This is a genomic window from Pseudoalteromonas sp. CuT4-3, assembly GCF_035666335.1.
In the GTDB taxonomy this organism is placed as follows: Bacteria; Pseudomonadota; Gammaproteobacteria; order Enterobacterales; family Alteromonadaceae; genus Pseudoalteromonas; species Pseudoalteromonas atlantica.
In genome coordinates this window covers 1,600,050-1,623,588 of the sequence record NZ_CP142030.1, presented here as the reverse complement: position 1 = coordinate 1,623,588, position 23,539 = coordinate 1,600,050, and the positions used below count along the sequence as shown (strand labels likewise).

Below are 23,539 nucleotides of genomic sequence, written 5' to 3'. Positions count from 1 at the left end.
TACTCAATTGTTTGCGGCTTTTAAGGATTTTTATGTTAGAAAATATCTCAAGTACAAAAGTAGCAGGTGGTTGGCACAAACAATATACCCACACTGCAACAAGTACCCATTGCACAATGCGTTTTGCGGTATTTTTACCACCTGGCGCAAGCGAAACAAATAAAGTGCCAGTACTATATTGGCTATCGGGTTTAACCTGTACAGACGAAAACTTTATGCAAAAAGCCGGCGCATTTAAAAAAGCGGCTGAGCTGGGTATTGCAATTGTAGCGCCTGATACAAGCCCACGTGGTGATAATGTCCCTGATGACGACAACTACGACTTTGGCCAAGGCGCAGGCTTTTACGTAAACGCAACACAAGCACCGTTCAATACACATTTTAATATGTATGACTATGTAGTTGATGAACTGCCTATGCTTATTGAGCAACACTTCCCAGTAACCAGTACTAAAGCAATTAGCGGTCACTCAATGGGCGGGCACGGCGCTTTAATGGTGGCACTTAAAAACCCTAAAGCGTTTGTTAGCGCTTCAGCCTTTAGCCCTATTGTTAATCCAATTGACTGCCCATGGGGCGTGAAAGCATTTACGGGTTACTTAGGCACTGACAAAGAGCTTTGGGCTCAATACGATTCGTGCGAATTGATGAAAAAAGCGCAGCAGGCTGATTTTCTCCCTATGCTTGTTACACAGGGCGATGCCGATGGGTTTTTAGAGGAGCAACTTAAGCCACAAAATTTAGCGGCTGTTGCTAAAAATAAAGGCTATCCGCTTAGCATTGAAATGCAAGCTGGCTACGATCATAGTTACTTTTTTATAAGCAGCTTTATTGACCAACACTTATCATTTCATAGTCAGTTTTTAACTGCGTAATCTCATTAGTGTGTAGATCAGATTTATCTACTTCTACACACTCTTTCAATACTTTACTCACTTGCCTACACACTTGTACCGTATTGCCCTCACCTTTTACTAAATTGATCAGCAATGAATCTATTTTTAACCCTATATCGGTAAAACTAAACCCGTTTTTGTCTTTCGGTACAGGTTCGAGTGGATTTTTATAAGGATCTGAACGAGCTGGGCTATTACTATATTTATTGGCGCGTGCATTTGACTGTGCCTGCCCATCAATTATAACACCAGCGACTGTGCAGCCACTTAGGTAAATAACACATAAACATAAAGTTAGCGCTCTCATGGCTCATCCTGATCAAAAATATTACCTAAATTATAAACATCTTTAAAAATAGTATTGTAAAAATATGTATACCTGTTCTATATACTTAATTTTGAGCGGCGTAAGCGTACAATTTAATACAGTGCGTCATCCTTTTATTAATAAAATGGGTTTAAGCCCTAATACTTAAATTCACTTATACACTCTTTTATAAAGCCCACCAGCTGCAAAATAAAAATAACTAAAAACGGTAAAGCGCCAATAATAGCAATGGTTCTGTTTAGTGGCTCATTATTTTGTACCAGTAATATAAAGGCACAAAGCCCAAGCGCGAGTGACCAACCATAAATACTCCATGCTTTTGCCTTTTTGCTATTTGTTAAATCACGTATTACTAATATGGCCGAGTCGGCTGAGGTAACCACAAAAATAAGTAACAGTAACAAGCTTGACCAAATAAGTACGGCGCCTTGCCAGCCTAACTGCTGAAAAAATATAAATAGCCCTTGGGTATAGTCGGCTTTAATGGCATCTAAAATACCGGCATGGTAGGTTTTATCCCATGCGATAGCCGAGCCCGAAAACACACTAAACCACACAATAGTCACAAGCGTAGGTAGCAAAACTACGCCCAATATATATTGCCACACTGGCCGGCCTTGGCTAATTTTAGCTAAAAACACGCCAACAAAAGGTCCCCACGCTAACCACCAAAAATAATAATTGTAGGTCCAGCCATTTGCCCACTCGGGGTTATTAAGTTGCCTTTGTAATTGCCATGCCCCTGTAAAAATAAGCCGTAGGTAATCCCTTGTGCCATCAATGGCAATAGCCATTATAGGCTGTATGGGCATTAACAAAAGTAGCCACAATAAAAGTAAAAAAGCTAGCCAAACATTAAACTTACTCAGCGTTTGAATACCTTTTTTAAGCCCAAGCTTGGCCGATATTGTATACAGCAATACAATTAAGCTGACTATGATAAAACCAGATACAAGCGCGGACTCTATCCCTAGGTTTATTTCAATTCCCTTGCGTAGCAATAACGTAGAGTTTGCAATTGTCCCAACCACACCAAAAAAAATGGCGAGCACGGCCACTAATTTAACAATAAAGGTAAGCCTGTTTTGGTATTTTATATTTATTGCGCCTTTTAATGCACTGATTACCGGTGCGCTAATATCACCACTGCAATGACTGTTTTTTGTTAAGCCACCTAACACAAGCCCAAATACTGCATAAAGAGCCCACGCATGCGCCCCCCAGTTAACCAACGTCAGCGCTAAAGCACTACTTACTTTGTCAGGGTAAAGTGTATGTTTTAAAGGAGAGTTAACTACATTCAACGCAGGCTCCGCAACTCCCCAAAAAATCAAACCCGACCCCATCCCTGCGGCAAAAAGCATAGAAAGCCAGCCAAATAAGCCAAATTCAATACGGGCATTGTCACCGCCTACTTTTCGCCTCCCAAGCGGGCTTATGGCAATAACGATGACTGCAAGTTATAAAAAATTTACTAACAAAAAAAACGGCGCCCCTAAAAAACTTAAGGCGTTATTTATAAGTGGTTGCAAATAATTAGTAAGTAATTGAGGCGCCAAAAATGCAATAGCACAAAGAGTAAGGCAAAGTAATAACGCTGTTTTTTCAAGCTTGGTTGTATGTAAAGGCAAGTGAAATACTGTTTATTAATGTTTAATAATAAAATAATACGCACTTTGCATAATTAATTAAACGCATAGGCAGGGTTTATCTGTAAAAGCGTAAATTAACTATGTAAATGTTACCAATTAATCAATGAATGCCTCTCAAATTTAAATTTAACACATTGATTTTAAGCAATAAAACAAGCTGGCCTGTAGGTTGCTATTAGTTTACACCCTTAACCAATAGAGACCATTATGGAAATTGATTTACAGTGGAACGAAATCATCGATAATTTAGTACACCTTGGCATTGCCTACATACTCGCACTGCCTATGGCTTACGACAGGGAGCGAAGCCACCATGGTGCAGGGTTAAGGACTTTTCCGCTTGTGGCAGTTGCCTCATGTGGCTATGCGGTAATTGCTATGTCAGTGCTAGAAGGTGCAGAAGCGCAATCTAAAATGCTACAAGGGATTATTACCGGCATAGGCTTTATTGGCGGTGGTGCAATTTTAAAAAATAATAAATCTACATCAGGTACCGCAACAGCAGCAAGCATATGGAATATGGGTTTAATTGGTATAGCGGTTGCCTACAGCCGTTACGAAATTGCTATTTTATTAGCTATCATTAATTTTATAACACTGAGGTACATTAAAAAGTTTAAGTAATGCTAAGGTGTACCATTATGTAATTACTAAAAAGAAGATAAATTGTGAGTAACTACTGCAACCTAAATTAATGTAATAAATCAAGGCGCTTAAAAGCGCTCAAGCTCGCATGACGATACTATATAACATATAATATCGCTAAATTTATACAACGTATTTGAGCTTAATGATGTCGTCTCACTCTACAGCCCCTCGGTTGCATCATATTGATTTATTGCGTGGCATTATCATTATATTTATGGTGATTGACCATGGTATGTATTATTGTCTTAATTACTCAGTAACCGATCCTATGACGGTTCCGGGTACCAGCCCTGTTACTTTTTTCACCCGCTTTATTTCGCACTTTTGCGCCCCTTTATTTGTTTTTTTAGCAGGCCTTTCAGCAGCTGTTACTGAGCATAAATACGCTTCAACTAAGGCATTTTCTTACAATTTAATTGTCCGTGGGTTGGTGCTAATCATTTTTGAATTTACCATTGTTTCGTGGTCATGGAGCTTTAACCCCGCTTTTCCAATGTTATACGCACAGGTCATTTGGGCGATAGGCTGGGGATTTGTCATATTAGGCTTATTACGTTTATTAGGCATTTACGGCGTACTAATAAGTGCTTTATTGTTGGTGTTTGGCCATAACCTATTTGATGGCGTAAGCTTTGAGCCAAATACGTTTGCACATACACTTTGGTCTATTGCACATCAAAAAAATGTACTTGAACTACCTTTGGGCTTAAAAATGAGAACAACTTACCCAGTTGCGCCCATTGTAGGTTTAATGGCTTTAGCCTACTGCGCGGGGGTATATTATAAAAAACACCAGTACAAAGCTCAGGTGATGAATCATGCAGCTATATTAGGTGCAAGCTGCCTTGCTTTATACACTGTGCTGCGCGGTTTTAATTTATACGGCGACACTTCAGTATTTACTATTCATACCAATACTATTAATACTGTTATGTCGTTTTTAAATCCGACTAAATACCCACTGTCATTACAATTTATGTTGCTAACCGTGGGCCTTGGGCTAATTGCGCTTAAACTTTTAAGCCATGTTAAAGCCGACTTTTCTCGCAACTTTTTACAAGTGCTTGGTAAAACCAGTATGTTCTCATACCTTGCACATTTGTATTTATTGCACGCTGTCGCTTGGTTGCTTATCCCTGTTTTAGGACTTAGTTTTAGCGATATGACATACGGTGACACATTAGTAGGCCTTCCACCGGGGTACGGTATGAGTTATGGCGCAACTTTGTTATTTATAGCTGTGGTTATAGGCTTAACCACTTTACTTGCAAAACGCTATTTAGGCTGGAAGCGCAATAATAAGCACACTCTAATTGCTAAATATATATAACAAAAACCCCACATAATATTGTGGGGTTTTTATTTAAGTGTTTATTACCAATAAAATACTTTATAAAAAGCTTTCACCAGTTTGTTTTAAAGTAACTGTTTGCGCCTGTGCACTTTTAATTAATAGCCCACAACGAATATCATTTTTTGAAATTAATATTTTATCAATCTCGTTGGTATTATAATTAACGACTTTGTTTTCACAGCGAAGTTGTACTTTAGATAACGGTTTACTCGCACTAAGTTTAACCGTACCTTTAGAAAGTAAAGGTAAAACCGCTTTTTCAGATTCAAGTGTTATTTGCTGATTTATAGCGCCAGAATTTTTATAAATGTCATTCACTTGTGCAAGTAATTGCGCTCTATTTTCCTCGCTAAACGTTATCGATTCAATATCGCCTAATGCATCAATTGCATCGTAAGCACGTACGTAGTCTTGTTTTGAAATAAACCACTGTAAGGCATTTTTAATAACACGTTTTTTTATTTGATCCGGTAAGTTATCTCTAAACAAAAAGGCTTCATAAATAGACTTATCAAAGCTTTTCCAATCTTGCACAAAGTAGCTATGTTGGCTTTTAAGCCAAGCCAGTAAAACTATTTCGACTGTGTTTTTAGTGTGTTCGTTTTCAAGCTCAGTAATATACGTTTTAGCTTCATCGTACTTTTTATCATCAATAAGCTGGCTGGCTTTTTCATAATCGTCAAAAAACCCCGGAGATGCCTGGTCGTTCGAAAAACTAGCATGTACATTTTGCGAGCTTACCGTAATAGTTTTCGCCGTAGGCACGGCGCTGCCATTTATCTGTGCACTTTTATAATTAAGCTTAGAAACATAATCGAGAACTTCTCGCTGATATTTTTTTTGACCAAGCGAAGCCACAATTTCGATATCACTCACTTGGCCGTTTTCATCAACCACGTAGCTACTTAAATTAATCCCTTCTAACCTTGATGCACGCGGCGAGGTATTAGTGAGCTGGTCGTAATTTTTATTAATAATTTCAGCAGCTACAAAATCATCTGCTGATACTGATAAGTGAGGAAAGGTTGAAGCGAGAGAAAGTGCTAGTAAAAGTTTTTTCATCGATATATCCATCCTAGATTATGTTTCTATTATAAAAACAAAGGTACTCCATAAATGCAAGTTAATCCATAAAAAACACGTCATTTTTTAATCAACTTTATACCAATCCGCTTCATTAAGTGATCTATTTTTAAGGTTGGAAAACGTGTTTGTAGCTAGGTAAAAAATTCGCTATTTAATTATTCTAATTGAGAATTTTAACGCAGGTAGTGACATGTTTAGCCACGCAAAATGATAGAGTATTACGGATTGGTATTATTATGGGTTTTATAAAAGACACAGGCATAAAAAAGGCGCCTTAAACAGCGCCTTTGCTACACGTTGCTAAGTAAATAGTTTAAATCAGTATTCCTTCTTATGTAGCCAGTTACCCTAAATTTTAATACTAATTTTACTCTTGGTTTTTCCATACTTTGACATAATCAACAAGCATTGTGGCCACAAAATCATCATCAATATTACGAGTATTACCGTTCCATCCACCGACTTGTAATGATAAGATCACATATGAGGGTAAGCTGCCAATCCGCTCGCTTTCATGCTCCCATACTTTTTCACCATCGATATACATTCCAACGTAATTAGGGGCCCAATGCATACCAAATAGATGAAAGTCATCTTCTGTTTCATTAAGGTAAAGTTTATCTGACTCTACTGATGCATGTTTACTACCGTATCCATCCCAATGTAGAGCAGCCCAACTGACACCGCCGCCCCACACGCCTAAATACTCCATAATATCGAACTCCATACCCCTACCAAAAGTGGTTGATGTATCGCCCCACACATCTTTAACCAATAAAATAGGCTCCTCGCCATAGTTTTCTTTAGCATACTCACCACCACGAACTGTTGCATCATCAGTTATTCCTATATTTGTGTCATTAACAACAAGTACAGGCCTATCAGCTGAGTTTTCTGCTTCATTACTGAATATTTCTAAAAGCTGTTTTCTCATATAGTTATCGACTAAGGCAAAGCTGGCATCACTTCCCGCATTTTTCTGCTTTTGAATATAATCAGTAACATCAACCTCAATAATATCACCAGATGAAGCACCATAACGGTGAGTAAACCAAATGGGGTCAATCTTCGGCTTTGTATCCCACGTTACTGTACTCTGAGACCAATCACTCGAAAGTGTTTTATGTACTGCAACACTGCTTTTATTTGTTGCTTTAGAGACCTTGAGCTTTAGAAGTGCTGAGTCAACCGTATCTGATATATCATCAAGACTAAATTTTAATAAAGCTTGGCGTCTATAAGTATCACTCCCATAAATTCCTTTATCAGCTAACAGCCAAAAAGCAGGCCACGTACCATGTATTGAGTCATACTTTATCTTGGCTTCGAAGTATCCATATTGCTGTCTAAACTGGCCAAAAGTACTGATCTCAGCCCCTTTATAATGATGCGTTTTATCTCCTTGACTAAAGAGTTCTCGTTCGGCTTTGAACATCAGCATATCGTTTTCAACACTAATATTTTCACTCCCTGCATTAGCAGCAATGCCACTCATACCTAAGTATTGCTTGCCAACTTTCCACTTATCAGGGTTGAGGGTGTTTTGGTTAAAGTCATCTTCAAAAGTAAGTACCCAATTCCCTGGCGCCGGAGGGTTAGTAGTTACAATCGATTTATTCTCTTTAAAGTAGACTGAATCCATATAAAATATACCTGTACCGTAAGGGCCCTGAATACCTACTGCGAGTACATTCTCTCCTTCGTTTAAGTTAAAGTGTTTAAGGTGTATTTGAATTGTATGCCAAGTGTCATCTGAGTAGTCATTATGTCCTGGCTCGCCATTAATGGTCCAAAACTCGCTATTAGAATCATCTAGATTTATCTTTAAAGAGTTTTCCCCCCTACGAAACATAAGGGTCCCTTTACTACCTGACTTTCGGTATATTTTTGCTTCGAGGATAGTATCTTCGTATGGCGGTACTTGTGCAATGCGCAAACCCGATTGGGTCCAATGATGGGCTGACATTACGATTGCTTTATCGCCATCAGCTACTGGTTCACCTATCTGCGTTAAGCTTGATTCACTGGATGAAGTAGACCACAAAGAGGTGCCATTTTGGGGGGAATCATCAAATAAAACGGTTTCAGCAATACTAATGTGCGGTAGAACTAACAAAATATAAAAGCTAAGTAAAAACCTACCTTTTATCCGACGAATTTTTAAGGTTAATTTCATTGCTATTCCTAAACTAATTAATAATTTGAATATTTACCTAAGCAGAAATTAATCATTAACTGTTCAGGCGTACGTTAAGTTTACAAAGGGTTGTAAATAAAGTTCATAGCCAAATTAGTAATTATTTAATTGTAGGAATAGTTTTTATATATGGCTTATCTATTAAAAATAGTATGGAACATCGCTAGTGTTTTTCAATTATTTTTATTGTTTAATACTAATCATAAGTTATTAGTTTTATCTTTTTTAAACTTGATATCATAGAGTTAAAAATATAATTAAATTTTTATTAAAGTGTGTTTTTACCGCAAGAAAATACTTACTATTTATTCATTAATCTAATCGTTGCTTTAACGGTTATGAGCTATAAAGCACCTCTTAAACTCATATAAATGATCACATCTGTTAGTAAGTAGAAAAAACTAAACCAGCGTGATTCGCTATTATTTACAATAAACATTGTCAACATCTAGGTAAAAATTCACAGCAGTATATTTTAATTGCAAAACAGAACACGCCGTAGGTTTAGCAGATTAAAAAGATGAAAAAAAGGCGCCTTAAACAGCGCCTTTGGATTCAAGTATGTGTGCTTAAAACATATCTTGATAGGAGTTGGTTGTATTAAACGAAATTGCTTTATCAAAACCAGGAAGCTCTATGCCGTCCTCGCCAATTACAATGTCGTTATCGTCAATGGCGCCATCACCAAAACGATATACTAATTCGTACTTTCCAAGGTCAGCTTGCGCTTTATAGGTATTTTGCGCAGCAACAACGGATGTGTTTTTATCAGCGTAATCACTCATCGCTTTTTTACCATGACGCTTAGCAAGCATTTGTAGTGTTACTTTAGCGCTAAGGACAGTAGCAGTGGCGTTATTACCGCCAAAACCTTTTGAGTTTATAAAGGCTATGTCCATGTCGCCACAGTCGTAATGACTGTTACGTATATCTAAGTGATCAGCATAAACATCGTCGGCAACTTTATCTATGGTAGTAATACCCGGCATAATATTATGACTAAATACACCCAGCGCAATAGCGAGCTGATCGCCACTGGCGGGGGCAATTGTATGCCCTACATAAGCTTTTGGCGCCGTCACTTTCCAGCTATCAATGGCAAACGTTTGTGCCACTTTATGGTAAATAAGTGACTCTGTTACTCTATTTTGCGGCGTGCTAGAACCATGCGCTAAAATAAAGCTGCGCTTTTGTAACGCCTCTTTACCTAATAAGCTTGTTGCAAGCGCTGCAGATTTAGCCATCGTAATGTAGTTACCTGGGCCCGGTGAAGTGATTGATTTTTTAATACCATCGGCATTTACAAATACATCCGGTACTGAGCCCATAATATCTGCACCAAGCTCTAGTGCTAATGCATCATCCATTAAAATGGCCACTTGTGCGCCTTCACCTAATGTAAAACCACAGTTTTCGCCAAATGGACGGCTGCTTTTACGGTAATCTGGCTCTTGTTCACTGCTTAAGTTATCTAAACGGCGCAAGCCTTCAACATTGGCAAGAGCGCTCATATTACCAAAGCCTTCTACTACTTCAGGCGTAATAGCGCATTCAACACTTGCTACCACCGCAACACGGGTTCGCCCTGCTTGAATATCGTTTACTGCAGCGCGTAAGTTATATAAAAATGTAGCACATGCACCCGAGGTAGAAAACGTAGTACCTACATTACCTGTAACGTAGGCGTTTATAAAATCAGTCGACATCGTGTTTAGGCCAAGTGCTAATTGCTTTGTACTAACACGATCGCCCTGCTGGCGTGCTTTAACTAAACCGCCTAATCCTTTGTCGTCCATTTGGCCAATAACCGAGGCTGAATAAGTACCAATTTTATCTGGCTCTACGCTATTCATTATGCGTTGCCAATCAAGACCAGTTGACTTAATAGCATCGTTTGCTGCAAATATAGTGGCTTGCAAACCACGTGGCTGGTAACGGCTGTTATACATTATTGATGGATCAAACCCGGTAGGAAACTGCCCTGCCGATTTAATTGGGTTATCACGGGTAGAATCTAATTTTACATCTAGCTCTGCCGCTATAGTCACTTTTACTTTTTTGCCTTCAAGCTCTTGTACTTTCCAACTGACAGGCACTGGGGTTGGTAAATCGCGTGCGCGCGTTTCAAATACAATTGCGTTTTCATCAGAGGACTTTAACGTCATCTTTTGCTGCCAAGGCGTGGCATCTGCGTCAAAATGTTCTTTTTCAATTTTACGAATAAGTGTGCCAGCAATAATTTGCTCACCAAAGCGTGCTTCTATGTCGCTTTGCTCAACATTATTACCGTTTGTGTCTTGTAATTGACCATCAACAACGCGTACTAAGTTCATTAATGTGGCGAGGCCTAAAAATGTTTCACTACGAGCTTGTGCGTTTAATGCGTCTAACACGATACGGCGGTAACCTTGATGAAAAGAAGTACGGCCAGCGGCGTTAATACCACCCATGCCTACTATTACGGGTAATGCTGTCATAATTAACCTTTAAAACGTGTTATAGGAGAAGCAAACAGTTTAATTGGATTAACCACAGCAATTTGTGCTTTAATAGCCAAATATTCAGCATTAAAGGCCAAAAAGTACTGGTCGGAGCATTCACATGCATAAAAAATCAGTAAACCCAGCGTTAAATATTGCCATAGCAGTGTACCCGCATTTACTTATTACCAGTTTAACACTGCCTATTGAAATGCTAAGAGCCGGTGAGGCTTATGCAAAAGGCCATTTAAGCCACACGGATTTTAGACCGCTTAGTATAAATTTAATTGCTAAAAATAATGAGCCAATACAAAACCGTACTGGGCTTGCCATAGTCCCCGACTGCACCACACACAACGCGCCCTACAACGACCTAATTATTGTACCCGGCATTTGGCGAAACCCTCGCCCTGTAGTACGTACTAATAAAGAAGTGGTTGAATGGCTACAAGAAAGTTTTGAAACCGGCAGTCATATAATTGGTGTAGGCACGGGTAATAGCCTAGTTGCAGAAGCGGGCTTACTGGATGGGCACCCCGCAACAACCCACTGGCATTATGCAAAACAATTTAGTAACGACTACCCGTTAGTGCGCTTAAAGCCCGACTTTTTTATCACCCAGTCTGAGCGCATGTATACGGTGGCAAGTTTAAATGCCCTTGCCGATGTAATCGTTCATATCATTAGCCAATACTATGGCAAAGCAGCAGCTCAACATGTAGAGCGTAACTTTTCGCACGAAGTACGTAAACCATACGAAGATCAGCGCTATCTTGAAGGCTCGGTTGACCGCCATCCAGATGAACTCATAGCGCAAATCCAGTTTTGGCTTAAAACTAATTTAGCCAGCGAGTTAAACTTACAAGAAGTAGCTGCCCAATTTAGTTTGAGCTACCGTACATTTACCCGCCGCTTTAAGCTTGCAACTAATCAAAGCCCTATAGAGTATTGGCAACAATTACGGGTAGAAGGCGCTAAAGAGTTATTAGCTTCATCTAATTTAACGATTCAAGAAGTAGCACTTGAGGTCGGCTATAATGACCAAGGACATTTAACCCGCGTGTTTAAAAAAGTGCTTAGCCAAACGCCAAGCGAGTATAGAAAAGTAGTACGAAGAAAACTATTTGGCTAATGCAAAGCTGCAATTAAGTGGCTTTTTTCCTTATATAAATTACACTATTAGCTAAAATCCTAGCTAGGTTATTGTATGAGCGATGAAATAAAACAGCATCTTTTTGAACAACAAAATAATGGCTCTGTGGACGAAAAGTTATTAAGGTTACTTTCGCTTGTTCGCAAACATCTTAAAATGGATGTGGCGTTTATATCAGAATTTACACAAACAGATCGGGTTTTTAAGGTGGTCGATAATCATACCGATAACCACTGCGTATCAGTAGGTAATTCAGATCCTATTTGTGAGACTTACTGTAAAAAAATTTCAGACAACGACCTTGAACCAATAATTCCTAACACACATAAACACCCTATTACTAAGACTATGCCGGTCACCAAAAAGTTAAATATAGGCGCTTACATAGGTGTGCCGATTGTTTTAGCATCAGGCAAAACGTACGGTACCTTTTGTTGTTATAAAACCACATTTGATGACAACTTAAATGATAGAGATCTGGCTTTTTTAAAACTAATTTCAGAGCTTGCTACCGAGCTCATTGAACAAAGATCACAATCAGAGATCATAAGTAATGAGACAAAAATACTCATAGAAAATATTATAAAAACAAATGCCATCACTATTTATTTTCAGCCAATTTTTAACCTAGCGACGAATCGGCTATCGGGTTATGAATCGCTTTCACGCTTTTTTACTCAACCTTACAAAACCCCCGATGTATGGTTTAAAGATGCCGACAACTTAGGGCTAGGTGAAGCACTGGAAATTCTTGCTATACAAAACACCCTACATTGTATGGATGAACTTGCCCCACATGCCTACGTGACTATAAATACATCCCCTGCACATATATTATCGGGCTCAATTAATAATGTATTACAAAATGTTGATTGCACCCGCATTATATTAGAAGTCACAGAGCACTCGCCTATTTTAGATTACCAAGCTATGCGCGCGGCACTTGAGCCACTGAGAAATAAAGGCGTAAAATTAGCTATTGACGATGTAGGCGCTGGATTTTCGTCTTTTCAGCACATACTGGAGCTAGAAGCCGATATTATAAAACTTGATATAAGCCTGACTGAAAATATAAATAACGACCAAAGAAAGTTTTTACTCGCAAAAGCATTATGTGGTTTTGCAAAAGCAATTAATTGTACGATTGTAGCTGAAGGTATTGAAAATAAAGAAGAGCTTCTCACATTGAGGCAGCTAAAAGTAGATAACGTACAAGGCTACTTTATTGGTCGCCCTGCACCTATTAACGAGGCAATCGAGTACCAAGCAGTCACGCTTTAGTTAATACACTCATATAAAAACGCCACTAAATTAGTGGCGTTAAATCAGTGGCTTTCTGGGTCGTTAAAGTCTTTTCGGTAGTAACGTTTTTGATAATTTTTTACTTTAGTGTGTACGCCTTTGCTTAGGCTTTTAAATTTTGCCTCCAGTACATCTACACCGTATAAAATACCAACCACCAGCACCGAAAGTTTAATGGCAGCAGCTAGATTGTCGGTGGCTATCATTACGCCAATTGAGGCAAGCACCCAAATGGTTGCAGCTGAGGTAACCCCTACTACAGCGCCGTCTTTTGCAAGCATGACACCTGCACCTAAAAAGCCAATACCTGTAATTATTTGCCCCACTACACGCGAATGATCAATTACATCGCCTTGTAAGTTAAACGCGGTTGATAAAAACAAATACGTGCCCAGCGTTATTAAAGCTGAGGTACGAATACCCACAGGTTTACCGCGCAATTGCCGTTCTAAGCCAATTATTGCACCGCAAAAAGCGGCGGTGCCAATGGCTGCCCACGAATAAGGGGCTACATCAATTAAATCTAAAAAAGTCACTCTTTACTTAAAACCTATTAATTATTAGCAATGGCCACCGCGGTTCTTAAACGTTGGCTACCAAATGCTGACATTTTACTAAAATCACTGCGCGCTATAGGCACGTACTGGCAATCTATTGCGAGCTGTTTGTCACTGCCTGGCTCGCAAAATGGGTCATGAACATACACGCAGTGCTCATCAAGGTGGGTAACGCACACCCAATGAGGTGATTTTTTACCATCAAACCGGTATGTGCTAATTAATAGAAGCACACTAAAGCCTTGGCTTAACCACTGTTCAATATGCTCAAGCTCAACATCTTTATAGCTAAGCGGTATATTTGCCTGCGCTATACCCTCTACAAATTGTTGGTGTACTGTTGAAAGCACCACTTTTTTATTTTCACTGCGTACACCATCTAAAAACAAAGGCTCTGTGGTATTTACCATTACCTCGCTTTTAAAGCCGCGTTTATTAGCCGCCAACGCTAAACCAAACGGATGGCAACCACCGTGGCCCGATGTCATAAAAATGGTGGTGCCTTCGCGCCAAAGTGCCAGCTCATGTGATTGGCTAAGCTTAGTTGTTGGCTTAAGTGCCCCCATTGCCATTAATAGCGCAGCAGGCCCACAGGTAAACTCGGTAGTTTGTTGGTACCACGGCGTTAATCGCGCTACTTTTAGCTCACTCGTTTGGCGAATATTTTTTTGCATTCGCAGTGCATCACTATGATCGTCATAATAATCGCTATATTGGCCAAATACTCTGTAACCCAAGCTTTTGTATAGCCCAATCGCACTTTCGTTATTTACCGCCACTTCTAAACGTAAGTAAAGCCGGCCACGCTCACTGGTTTGTTTTTCAAGCTCAGCTAATAACATTTTAGCAATGCCTTTACCTTGCATTGTGGGTTTTACAGCAAGCGAATATAAACGCGCTAAACGCGTGCCTTTATGGCACCACACCAGCCCATAGCCGCATACTTGCTCGCCATTATCGGCAACGAGCAAAATACCGTGCTTAGCATTTAACCAGCGCTTTAAGCTACGCGGGCTCAATTTATCGTTATTAAAGCAAGTATTTTCAACGTCAATCAATGCGTTTAAATCACTGCTAAGTGCCTGTCGAATAACAAGGTTACGCATGTTATTACCCACGGCCTCGCGCTTCTAAACGTTGTTTAAATTCATCCATAATGATCATGTATAGCTCGTCGCCCAAATAGCCATCTTCTACTTTGTGATCAATACTTGGATTGTCATTTACTTCAAGCACATATGCTTTGCCCTGATGCTCTTTAACATCTACGCCATATAAGCCTTTGCCCACAGTTTTACATGCTTTTAAAGCGGCATCTAACACGGCTTTTGGTAACTCAAAGGTAGGTAGCGTTTCAAAGCCACCAGAGAAAAACCGTTTAGCATCATGATTATAAATTTGCCAATGATTACGCGCCATTAAGTAGCGGCACGCATAAATAGCGCGGCCATTTAATACACCTACTCGCCAATCGTATTCTGTGTACATGTATTCTTGTGCAAGTACCAATGCGCTATATTCAAACAGCTCGGTTAGTTTAGCTTCAAGCTCACTGCGGTTTGCAACTTTAAACACCCCTTTAGAAAACGACCCTTCAGGCATTTTTAAAACCAGCGGATAGGTAAACGCCTCTTCTAATTGCTCAAGCGTTTGCGCTGATTGATCAGCCACTACCACCGTTTTTAAGCTCGGCACCTTTTGATAATTAAACGCATCGTGTAAATACACTTTATTACAACAGCGTAAAATAGACTCAGCATCGTCAATAACCACTAAACCAAGGCTTTGCGCTTTACTTGCAAGGCGATACGTTGGGTGGTCAATTGCTGTAGTTTGGCGAATAAATAACGCATCAAACTGGGCAATATTGTCTATTTCATCAAAACTGAGTGCTTGCGCATTAATACCATGTTTAGCCGCTGCTTTTATAAAACGGGCAATGGCGTCTTTATCGCTCGGTGGTACTTTTTCGTTATGATCAACAAGGATTGCCATGTACCATCTAAAACGGCGCTGCACAGTACCAATACGCCATTGGGTTTGGGTAAACGTATTTAGTTTTACTACAAAATTGCTGTATTGCTCATCGTTTAAAGTGCTAAGCGAACCTTGCTGTAACAAGCCTTGTTCATCTACATATAAAATAGGCGCTGGGTATTGCTTAAATACCGATTTAGCCGCTTTGCTTTGTAGCTCGTTTAAGGCATTACCAAAGTAAATTTCGCCATCAATAGAGCCAATATTTAACATAGGAGCTTGACCGCTTCGAAGCGCGTTTATTGTTTTAACACTGGGTAACACCTGGTGTTTGCGGGCCTCTGCAAGCAAAGAGCAATAGTAACCCTTACTCAAGTATTGGCTTGAGTCGCATAAATTAATAATGCGGGTTTTAGGTTCATTAGGTTTTGGGTAATCACGTAAGTAACTATTAAACGAAATCACATTGTCGAACGATTGAGCAAGTGTTTGCTCGTTGTTATCAACCACTATTAAGGTTTTAAACACGACTTTTCCTAGTTAAGTCAAAAATATAAAAAGCATGCCTAATAAAATACTCAGCACTATAAATAGAAACACCCATCGTACTAAGTGGGCATTGCGCGTATCACTTAATACGATGGGTGCTTTAACAAATACCTACTGTAAGTGTTAGCGCTTAAATTGCTTAAGCGACATCTGCTTTATATGCCCTTTTTAAAAACCACACAAACGAGATATTTTTAGCGTGAAGATAAAAAATATTGATTAACTATATTTTCCTATTAATGCAGATTAAAATACGCAAAATTAATATTTTATGAGCGTTAAAAATGTCACATCCTGCCTGCCCACAGTGCCAATCTGAATATGTTTACGAAGACCAGCAACTGCTTATATGCCCTGAATGCGCCTATGAATGGAATCCAAATAGTACAAACGATGCAGACGCAATTTTAGTTAAAGATGCCAACGGCACCCAACTTAATGATGGCGATAAAGTAACCGTAGCCAAAGATTTAAAAATTAAAGGCAGCTCACAAGTTATTAAAATTGGCACCAAAGCGGTCGTAAGGCGTGTGCTTGATAAAAAAGATCACGAGCTAGATTGCAAAGTAGATGGCATTGGCGAAATGATGGTAACAGCAAAGTTTGTGAAAAAGGCTAATTCGTAGGTCGGATAAAGGGCGAAGCCATGCCATCCGACGCGTAATAAAGGCCGAAATTATTTCATTTAACAAAAACTTTTGTACAAAACTAAAGTGTATTATGAAGCTATAGCTTTGTCGGATGGCGCTTCGCTTATCCGACCTACGAAATATTTATATTTTTTATCCGCACCAATTATTTGCATAAATACCTTGTTTCACGGCTCTATGAAAACTTGAATAAGGCCAATCAGCTACTTGACTAACTAGGCCATGTTTTAACGGATTAAAATGAACATAGTTAACATGATGCCAATAATCATTATCATCCCTAATAGTATGTTCCCAAAAACGGCGCTGCCAAATTCCACGTTCATTTTTACGTTTCCGTGTTTGAGTTAAAAACTCTGTCTTTGGGAGAGATTTTGAAAATCGCTTTTTAATTTCTCGCCAGCGACTCGAATAATCCACATCATCATCTGGTAAAGTTAAAACTGCATGAAGGTGATCGGGCAGCACAACCCATGCATCTATATAAAATGGCCTTTGAGATTTAACAAAGCGGATAGACTCTCTTAATAAATCGATATGCTCAACCAACAACGATTTATTCCTATCGAGCAAATTAACTGTAAAAAAGTACGTCCCACCTTTTACATAATTACGACGATATTGCATTGCATATCCATTGTATTATTTGTTACGCATTAGACAAATAAAGCGCAAATTTAGGATATATACAACATTGACGTAGGTCAGATAAATGGCGAAGCCATGCCATCCGACAATTAATTTTTAAGTATAAGCGTTTATTATATTGATATGGCTTTGTCGGATGGCGCTTCGCTTATCCGACCTACATATAAAACCAATGTTTATAAAATTTCTACCACATTATATTCATGGTTTTTACCTGCAATACTTAGGCTTACTTCATCATCAAACTGTTTGCCTAAAAGTTGTTTACCCAGGGGTGCTTCGGGGGTAACAACTTGAATCGTTATGTTTTTTACTTCAACCGTTAAGCCGCCTGCGGCTGGGCCTAAATAAAACCATTTTTGTAAGGCGCTTTCATCTTCTAAGCAAACGAGTGAACTTATAATCACTTTTTTGTGAGTGGGCTCTTTAAAAATGGCTTCAAATTGTTTAATGCTTTTGTAGCAATCGTTTACACGCTCGGCTTGGCCTCGAGCTAAATAAGCGGCTTCGAGCCCTAGGGTGTCATATTGCGTTTCTGCAACGCTTTCTTCGTGAGTGGCGGCGTCGTGCGCGGCTTTTGCTGCTTGTTTTGCACTGTTTAATTGGGCTTCTAGTGCAAATTTAAGGTGTTCTATTACGTGGGATTTATTCATGTAAGGCGCTAATAACCAATACGGTAAACTATGTGATTAATTTTACCGTTATAAGGCGCTTAAAACCATTATTTTAAGCGCCTGTATTTTAATGCAGATTTTAAAAGTATTTATTACTAGGGCATATCGAGCAACGCTTGCGTTTCTGCATCTTGTTTTTCTTCGTAATTTTTAGCACTTAACCCTAAAAGCTCAGGTAAAGTAGCCGCAATACAAATAGATGAGAACGTACCTACTACAATGCCGGTAAATAGCGCGATGGCAAAACCTTGTAATGGCGCGCCCGCGAGGAGCCAAACACTTGCAACTGTAGCAAGCGTGGTGCCCGATGTAATAAGCGTACGTGTTAAGGTGCTTTTTATGGCGTTGTTAATAATACTTGCGGGGCTAAGCGCATTATTAGATTTAACACGTAAAAGCTCGCGTACTCTATCGCCTACTATTATAGAGTCATTAAGTGAGTAGCCTATAATGGCAAGCAAACTGGCAAGTACCGTCAAATTAAACTCAATACTTAATAGCGAAAATAGCCCCAGTACCAGTAATAAATCATGCACTAGCGCAACCACAGAGCCAACAGCTAAACGCCATTCAAACCGTACAGCTAAATAAAGCATTACTGCAACCATGGCTGAAAATAGCGCTAAACAACCTTGCTCAAACAGTTCATCACCCACTTGCGAGCCAATATACGCTGATGATAAAACCTCGGCGTTAATATCTGCATTTTGTGTAATGCCGCTTTGCCAATCATTGCTGTTTGCTGTTGAACCGCTGGGCGCTTCGCGTAGTTGAAAGTGATTATTCCCTTGTGCGGTTAGTTCAAACTCGCCATTGTGATTTTTAGTAATAAATTGCTCAAGCTGTTTTAGCTCAACACCTTGGCTGGTGGTAAATTCTGTTAGGTAACCACCGGTAAAGTCGAGCCCAAAATTAAGCCCTTTTTGACTAAGCGTAAACACCGACAGCAGTACAAGTATGGCGCTCAAAAGCATGCCTGAAAAACGCAGGCGCGTGCCCGCCTCTCCCTTTAAAAAAGTGTTAAGCATGTGCATTTACTCCTGCTTTTTTAGCCATTTTTAAATATACCGTTTGGCTTAATACTTTTGATACGTACACGCCAGTAAATACTGAAGTAATTAATCCAAGTGCCAATGTTATGGCAAAACCTTTAACTGGCCCGTAACCTATGCCATATAAAATAAGCGCGGTGATCATAGTGGTTATATTGGCATCAAATATGGTGTTAGCGGCTTGCTTGTAACCTTCTTGAATAGCTTGATAAGCAGAGCGGCCTTTTCTGCGCTCTTCTTTTATTCGCTCAAATATAATAACGTTGGTATCTACCGCCATACCAATGGTGAGTACCAGCCCGGCAATACCCGGAAGTGTTAACACAACCCCTGGTAATAACGACATTAGCCCCACAAGCGACGTTAAATTTAATAACAGCGCTACGTTTGCAATAAGTCCTAAGCGGCGATACCACAGCGCCATAAAGGCAAGTGTAATACCCATTCCCAGCATTAATGCGGCCAAGCCGTTAGTTATATTTTCTTGACCTAGGCTTGGGCCAATTGTTTGCTCGTGCACAATAGTAACCGGTGCAGTTAGCGAGCCTGCGCGTAATAATAAGGCTAAATCGGCCGCTGCTTGTTGGCTTTTCATATTGGTAATACTAAAACGTGAACTTAAATGCTGCGCAATATTCGCTACATTTATAACTTCACTTTTTTTAACGGTTTCACCGCTTGCGTTTTGAGAGTACTCAGAGTAAACCGTGGCCATAGGCTTACCAATATTGGCTTTTGAAAACACCGACATAGCATCGCCGCCTTGCCCATCTAAACTTAGTTGAACCAGTGGCTTACCACAATCGTCGCGGCCTATGTTGGCATTATTAATATGATCGCCGGTAAAAATAGGCACAGGATCAAGATTTATGGTGCCACCCGACTGCATATTAAATGTTTTACCACCCAGTTCTTTTAACTGATAAAACCCAAGTGATGCAGTCGCGCCTATAATGCGCTTTGCCTCGGTTGGGTCTTGCACGCCAGGTAGCTCTATGCGTATACGGTTTTTACCTTGGCGCTGAGTGACGGCTTCGGTAATGCCTAATTCTTCTATGCGTGAACGAAGCGTTGTGAGCGTTTGGCTCATAACTTCTTTATCAAAGTTGCTTCGCCATTGCTCTGAATAGGTGAATTTTGCATTTTTAATATCACCATTACTGGTTGTTGTAACTGCTAAATTAGCAAAGCGACTTTGTAGCTCATCAATTACAGGTGTAAGTTTTTGCACCGCGTGAGGCAGTGCATTAATTTCAAAGCCATGCTTAGTTTGCTGCGCTTTAAGACCGTGCGCTTTTTGCTTAACAATAATTGACTTAGCTTGTTGATACGCACTCACTAATTGCTCCTCAACGGCTTTATCTAAATCTACGTCGAGTACAAATAACACGCCGCCGTTTAAATCTAGTCCCAATTTGATTGGTGATAAACCAAAATTTTGTAACCATGGTGGGCTGGTTGCATGCTCTACAATTTTAACTTGCGTGCTTGGATACTGCGCCTTTATAGCCGCTTGCGCTTGGGCGCTTTTAGTTGGCTCGTTCAATAAAATATTTATAGTTGATTGCTTATCAAGGCCTTGCTCAACGTCTAAGCCTTGGTTATTTAAAAAAGTAACTAATGCATTAGTACTTGGCACAATTTGCGTTTCGCTATGATGTGCATTGCTTACATGTAACCACGATTTATTTGGGTATAAGTTGGGTAATGCGCTAATGGCTAATAAAACCAGCACAATAAGCATGGCTATATAGCTTAATTTAAATTTAGCCATAAATGGCTTGTGATCTTTTTTTACACTTAACATGTTTTTTCCTTATTGCCAGTAAATTACTGGCAACGTACTTTTTAAAGCACAATTAATCTCAAGGCTTAAACGTAAAACGTTAAAACCTAATAAAAATTAAATAAGAAAATTAAGCGTGGTAGGTACTTACGGCGGTATAGAGTAAATTAGCGTCTTTCCAGCCGCTGAGTCGCGACTTTTTGCTATGTGTTACAAGTGTATACCATGGCTGTTGGGCAATAAACGCGTTGGGGCTTAGGTATATTTCTCTAAAAAGGGTGTGTGCAAAAAATTCAAATACAACGTCGTATTCAGGCTCACTTTGCGCGACATGTAAAAATAACGAAGAATTACTAGCCGTTAACCTAGGTTGATGAGCGTCAAACCCTGTTTGATGTGTTTTTTTGTGCTCATTTCCCTTTACCGATTTTGATATAGGCAGCGTTTTAGCTAAATCGACGCTATCAGCAAACACACTCAATGAGGTGGTTACAGTGTTTATTTTATGTGTCGCGCACTGCGCACTACTTTGAACACTAAAAAGCGCACAAAACAGCAAAAAAGCAGTTATAAACACACGAACGTTAAACATGGTTGCGTCAAACTAAAATAAGGGATACGTAGTATATATGGGCAAGTATTTAAAATACAATGCATATTAATTAAGTATTTATTTGACTGAGACCCGTAATGCGCTCTAAACACAGTACTATAAAACGCGCCGACGCAATGACCTTAAAACAAAGTATTAAAACGCTGTGGCCATACATTACTAAATTTAAAGGGCGCGTACTTTTAGCCCTTTTAGCGCTTATAGGAGCTAAAGGCGCAACTCTTTTAATGCCTTGGGCATTAAAAGAAATTATCGACTCGGTTGATAAATCAATCAATCCAGTTTTAGTTATCCCTGCATTACTATTGCTTATGTATGGTGGGCTTAGGTTTGCCAGCGTGTTTTTAGGCGAAGTAAGAGATGCGGTGTTCTCTCGTGTGACAGAGCACGCGATGCGTGATATTGGGTTAAAAGTATTTAAACATTTACACTCGCTAGAGCTTGCTTTTCATCTCGATAGGCAAACCGGTGGAATAAGCCGTGATATAGAGCGTGGTACTAGTGGACTGAGCTTTTTAATGCGTTTTTTAATGTTTAATATTGTCCCCACCCTTTTTGAAATACTGACCGTTGCTATTATTTTTGGCTCGCTATTTTCTATTTGGTTTGCATTAATAACCTTATTAGCGGTTGCTATTTATATTACCTTTACTGTAACAGTAACGCAGTGGCGAAACCGTTTTATACGCGAGGCAAACGCCGCCGATAACCTTAGTAATACGCGCGCCATAGACAGCCTGCTTAACTACGAAACTGTAAAATATTTTAACAACGAAGAATTTGAAGCCAAAACATATGACTCTTTTTTAGCAAATTGGGAAACCGCACGTTTAAAAAATAGAATGTCGTTGCTTGCGCTTAATTCAGGACAAGCGTTTATAATTGCCAGCGCTATTACAGCGTTAATGTGGTTAGGTGCCAAAGAAGTGGTAACGGGCGCTCTAACAATTGGCGAACTAGTAATGATAAACGCCTACATGATCCAATTATTTTTACCACTTAACTTTTTGGGATTTGTTTATCGAGAAATAAGGCGCGCCCTAACCGATTTAGAAAACATGCTGGGCTTACTTAATAAAAAACCACAGGTAACGCAGCGACCCCATGCTCAACACCTTTGTGTTAGCAAAGGCAATATAGCCTTCAATAATGTGAGTTTTAGTTACGATGCCAACCGCCCTATTCTTAGTAATATTAGCTTTCAAGTTAAAGCAGGCAGTAAGGTTGCCGTTGTAGGTGCAAGTGGTGCAGGTAAAAGCTCGTTGGCGCGGTTACTTTATCGCTTTTACAATATTAGCGCGGGCAGTATAACCATAGATAACCAAGCTATAGACTCCGTCACCCTAGATAGCCTGCGTAAAGCCATTGCTATAGTGCCACAAGACACCGTGCTATTTAACACCAGCATACGCGAAAACATTGCCTATGGCAGACCCACAGCAAGCGATAGTGAAATAGATAAAGCAATAGAAATGGCCCATTTAAAAGACTTTATTTCAACTTTAGCGCAAGGCGATAAAACGTTGGTAGGCGAGCGCGGTTTAAAAGTATCTGGCGGCGAAAAACAACGTATTGCCATTGCACGTGCAATTTTAAAGCAATCTCCTATTTTAATTTTTGATGAGGCGACCTCGGCGCTCGACTCGCACGCGGAGCAAGCCATTTTAAAGGCAATGCGCGATGTAACTCAAAACCACACCAGTATTGTGATTGCGCACCGGCTATCAACTATAGTTGATGCCGATAACATATTAGTATTTAAAAAGGGCGAACTGGTTGAGCAAGGCACACATTCAGCGCTTTTATTACAAAATGGTCAATACGCTCAAATGTGGCAATTACAACAGCAAGATGATTAATTAACGCCATTTACTGGCGATACTGCGGCTTTACCTTTAGAATACGGCCTTGCAATTTTATTCAATAATTTACATATA

At 39.6% G+C, this 23,539-nt stretch carries 20 protein-coding genes; 7 read left to right on the top strand and 13 right to left on the bottom strand.

Annotation, left to right across the window (positions count from 1 at the left end; all coding sequences use genetic code 11):
- The first annotated feature begins 32 nt into the window (after positions 1-32).
- Positions 33-875: an S-formylglutathione hydrolase gene (gene fghA, locus VOI46_RS07325; protein ID WP_004587829.1), complete on the top strand. Its 843-nt coding sequence runs from the start codon at positions 33-35 to the stop codon at positions 873-875.
- Here the strand turns inward: fghA and VOI46_RS07320 are convergent.
- Both VOI46_RS07320 and VOI46_RS07315 read right to left on the bottom strand, forming a co-directional pair.
- Positions 829-1,203, bottom strand: a complete 375-nt coding sequence (locus tag VOI46_RS07320) for a hypothetical protein (protein WP_004587828.1) — start codon at positions 1,201-1,203, stop codon at positions 829-831. The genes fghA and VOI46_RS07320 overlap by 47 nt on opposite strands.
- 158 nt (positions 1,204-1,361) lie before the next feature.
- Complete coding sequence (locus tag VOI46_RS07315; RefSeq protein WP_269745357.1) at positions 1,362-2,669, bottom strand: BCCT family transporter; 1,308 nt, start codon at positions 2,667-2,669, stop codon at positions 1,362-1,364.
- Between the two features lie 414 nt (positions 2,670-3,083).
- On the opposite strand from VOI46_RS07315, the gene VOI46_RS07310 reads away from it, so the two are divergent.
- Together VOI46_RS07310 and VOI46_RS07305 are read left to right on the top strand one after the other, a co-directional pair.
- Positions 3,084-3,500, top strand: a complete 417-nt coding sequence (locus VOI46_RS07310; protein ID WP_004587826.1) for an MgtC/SapB family protein — start codon at positions 3,084-3,086, stop codon at positions 3,498-3,500.
- Between the two features lie 169 nt (positions 3,501-3,669).
- Positions 3,670-4,854, top strand: a complete 1,185-nt coding sequence (locus VOI46_RS07305) for an acyltransferase family protein (protein WP_004587825.1) — start codon at positions 3,670-3,672, stop codon at positions 4,852-4,854.
- A 60-nt stretch (positions 4,855-4,914) separates the two neighbouring features.
- Here the strand turns inward: VOI46_RS07305 and VOI46_RS07300 are convergent, their stop codons facing one another.
- From VOI46_RS07300 to VOI46_RS07290, 3 genes are all read right to left on the bottom strand, one after another.
- Complete coding sequence (locus VOI46_RS07300; RefSeq protein ID WP_004587824.1) at positions 4,915-5,940, bottom strand: energy transducer TonB; 1,026 nt, start codon at positions 5,938-5,940, stop codon at positions 4,915-4,917.
- 391 nt (positions 5,941-6,331) lie between these two features.
- Positions 6,332-8,140, bottom strand: a complete 1,809-nt coding sequence (locus tag VOI46_RS07295; RefSeq protein WP_004587823.1) for a DNRLRE domain-containing protein — start codon at positions 8,138-8,140, stop codon at positions 6,332-6,334.
- A gap of 590 nt (positions 8,141-8,730) precedes the next feature.
- Positions 8,731-10,638, bottom strand: coding sequence for a beta-ketoacyl synthase (locus VOI46_RS07290; protein WP_004587822.1), 1,908 nt, complete (start codon positions 10,636-10,638; stop codon positions 8,731-8,733).
- A 124-nt stretch (positions 10,639-10,762) separates the two neighbouring features.
- Here VOI46_RS07290 and VOI46_RS07285 point away from each other — a divergent pair, with 124 nt between their 5' ends.
- Positions 10,763-11,773, top strand: coding sequence for a helix-turn-helix domain-containing protein (locus VOI46_RS07285; protein WP_004587821.1), 1,011 nt, complete (start codon positions 10,763-10,765; stop codon positions 11,771-11,773).
- Positions 11,774-11,848: 75 nt separating this feature from the next.
- Complete coding sequence (locus VOI46_RS07280; protein WP_004587820.1) at positions 11,849-13,075, top strand: EAL domain-containing protein; 1,227 nt, start codon at positions 11,849-11,851, stop codon at positions 13,073-13,075.
- Positions 13,076-13,119: 44 nt separating this feature from the next.
- On the opposite strand, the gene VOI46_RS07275 is transcribed toward VOI46_RS07280, so the two are convergent.
- Genes VOI46_RS07275 through VOI46_RS07265 form a run of 3 tightly spaced genes read right to left on the bottom strand, consistent with a single transcriptional unit; the run spans position 13,120 to position 16,158 of the window.
- On the bottom strand, positions 13,120-13,632 hold the full coding sequence (locus VOI46_RS07275) for an MgtC/SapB family protein (protein WP_004587819.1): 513 nt from the start codon (positions 13,630-13,632) through the stop codon (positions 13,120-13,122).
- A 17-nt stretch (positions 13,633-13,649) separates the two neighbouring features.
- A complete protein-coding gene (locus VOI46_RS07270; RefSeq protein ID WP_039972259.1) occupies positions 13,650-14,759 on the bottom strand; it encodes a GNAT family N-acetyltransferase/peptidase C39 family protein in 1,110 nt (369 codons plus the stop codon).
- A gap of 4 nt (positions 14,760-14,763) precedes the next feature.
- Entirely contained in the window at positions 14,764-16,158 is a 1,395-nt protein-coding gene (locus VOI46_RS07265; RefSeq protein WP_004587817.1) for a RimK family protein, read from the bottom strand.
- Between the two features lie 305 nt (positions 16,159-16,463).
- Here VOI46_RS07265 and VOI46_RS07260 point away from each other — a divergent pair, with 305 nt between their 5' ends.
- Complete coding sequence (locus VOI46_RS07260) at positions 16,464-16,805, top strand: zinc ribbon domain-containing protein YjdM (protein WP_004587816.1); 342 nt, start codon at positions 16,464-16,466, stop codon at positions 16,803-16,805.
- A 156-nt stretch (positions 16,806-16,961) separates the two neighbouring features.
- Here VOI46_RS07260 and VOI46_RS07255 read toward each other — a convergent pair whose 3' ends face one another.
- The 5 genes from VOI46_RS07255 to VOI46_RS07235 form a co-directional block, all read right to left on the bottom strand.
- A complete protein-coding gene (locus tag VOI46_RS07255; protein WP_004587815.1) occupies positions 16,962-17,456 on the bottom strand; it encodes a transposase in 495 nt (164 codons plus the stop codon).
- A 197-nt stretch (positions 17,457-17,653) separates the two neighbouring features.
- A complete protein-coding gene (locus VOI46_RS07250) occupies positions 17,654-18,130 on the bottom strand; it encodes a GreA/GreB family elongation factor (protein ID WP_004587814.1) in 477 nt (158 codons plus the stop codon).
- Positions 18,131-18,246: 116 nt separating this feature from the next.
- The gene (gene secF, locus VOI46_RS07245) at positions 18,247-19,179 is read right to left on the bottom strand and encodes a protein translocase subunit SecF (protein ID WP_004587813.1); all 933 of its coding nucleotides are present in this window, start codon (positions 19,177-19,179) and stop codon (positions 18,247-18,249) included.
- The gene (gene secD, locus VOI46_RS07240; RefSeq protein ID WP_324738191.1) at positions 19,172-21,010 is read right to left on the bottom strand and encodes a protein translocase subunit SecD; all 1,839 of its coding nucleotides are present in this window, start codon (positions 21,008-21,010) and stop codon (positions 19,172-19,174) included. Before secD ends, secF begins: the two co-directional genes overlap by 8 nt.
- Before the next feature lie 109 nt (positions 21,011-21,119).
- Positions 21,120-21,581: a hypothetical protein gene (locus tag VOI46_RS07235; RefSeq protein ID WP_004587811.1), complete on the bottom strand. Its 462-nt coding sequence runs from the start codon at positions 21,579-21,581 to the stop codon at positions 21,120-21,122.
- A gap of 98 nt (positions 21,582-21,679) precedes the next feature.
- Between VOI46_RS07235 and VOI46_RS07230 the strand changes: the two genes are divergently transcribed.
- Positions 21,680-23,461, top strand: a complete 1,782-nt coding sequence (locus tag VOI46_RS07230) for an ABC transporter ATP-binding protein/permease (RefSeq protein WP_004587810.1) — start codon at positions 21,680-21,682, stop codon at positions 23,459-23,461.
- The last annotated feature ends 78 nt before the right edge of the window (positions 23,462-23,539 follow it).

What these genes read in the sequence shown, in the direction of transcription:
- VOI46_RS07270 (WP_039972259.1), bottom strand. Translation starts at nt 14,759, where the DNA reads ATGCGTAACCTTGTTATTCGACAGGCACTTAGCAGTGATTTAAACGCA.
- VOI46_RS07305 (WP_004587825.1), top strand. Translation starts at nt 3,670, where the DNA reads ATGTCGTCTCACTCTACAGCCCCTCGGTTGCATCATATTGATTTATTG.
- fghA (WP_004587829.1), top strand. Translation starts at nt 33, where the DNA reads ATGTTAGAAAATATCTCAAGTACAAAAGTAGCAGGTGGTTGGCACAAA.
- VOI46_RS07230 (WP_004587810.1), top strand. Translation starts at nt 21,680, where the DNA reads ATGCGCTCTAAACACAGTACTATAAAACGCGCCGACGCAATGACCTTA.
- secD (WP_324738191.1), bottom strand. Translation starts at nt 21,010, where the DNA reads ATGTTAAGTGTAAAAAAAGATCACAAGCCATTTATGGCTAAATTTAAA.
- VOI46_RS07250 (WP_004587814.1), bottom strand. Translation starts at nt 18,130, where the DNA reads ATGAATAAATCCCACGTAATAGAACACCTTAAATTTGCACTAGAAGCC.
- VOI46_RS07255 (WP_004587815.1), bottom strand. Translation starts at nt 17,456, where the DNA reads ATGCAATATCGTCGTAATTATGTAAAAGGTGGGACGTACTTTTTTACA.
- VOI46_RS07280 (WP_004587820.1), top strand. Translation starts at nt 11,849, where the DNA reads ATGAGCGATGAAATAAAACAGCATCTTTTTGAACAACAAAATAATGGC.
- VOI46_RS07320 (WP_004587828.1), bottom strand. Translation starts at nt 1,203, where the DNA reads ATGAGAGCGCTAACTTTATGTTTATGTGTTATTTACCTAAGTGGCTGC.
- VOI46_RS07260 (WP_004587816.1), top strand. Translation starts at nt 16,464, where the DNA reads ATGTCACATCCTGCCTGCCCACAGTGCCAATCTGAATATGTTTACGAA.
- VOI46_RS07235 (WP_004587811.1), bottom strand. Translation starts at nt 21,581, where the DNA reads ATGTTTAACGTTCGTGTGTTTATAACTGCTTTTTTGCTGTTTTGTGCG.
- VOI46_RS07290 (WP_004587822.1), bottom strand. Translation starts at nt 10,638, where the DNA reads ATGACAGCATTACCCGTAATAGTAGGCATGGGTGGTATTAACGCCGCT.
- secF (WP_004587813.1), bottom strand. Translation starts at nt 19,179, where the DNA reads ATGCTTAACACTTTTTTAAAGGGAGAGGCGGGCACGCGCCTGCGTTTT.
- VOI46_RS07295 (WP_004587823.1), bottom strand. Translation starts at nt 8,140, where the DNA reads ATGAAATTAACCTTAAAAATTCGTCGGATAAAAGGTAGGTTTTTACTT.
- VOI46_RS07300 (WP_004587824.1), bottom strand. Translation starts at nt 5,940, where the DNA reads ATGAAAAAACTTTTACTAGCACTTTCTCTCGCTTCAACCTTTCCTCAC.
- VOI46_RS07310 (WP_004587826.1), top strand. Translation starts at nt 3,084, where the DNA reads ATGGAAATTGATTTACAGTGGAACGAAATCATCGATAATTTAGTACAC.
- VOI46_RS07285 (WP_004587821.1), top strand. Translation starts at nt 10,763, where the DNA reads ATGCATAAAAAATCAGTAAACCCAGCGTTAAATATTGCCATAGCAGTG.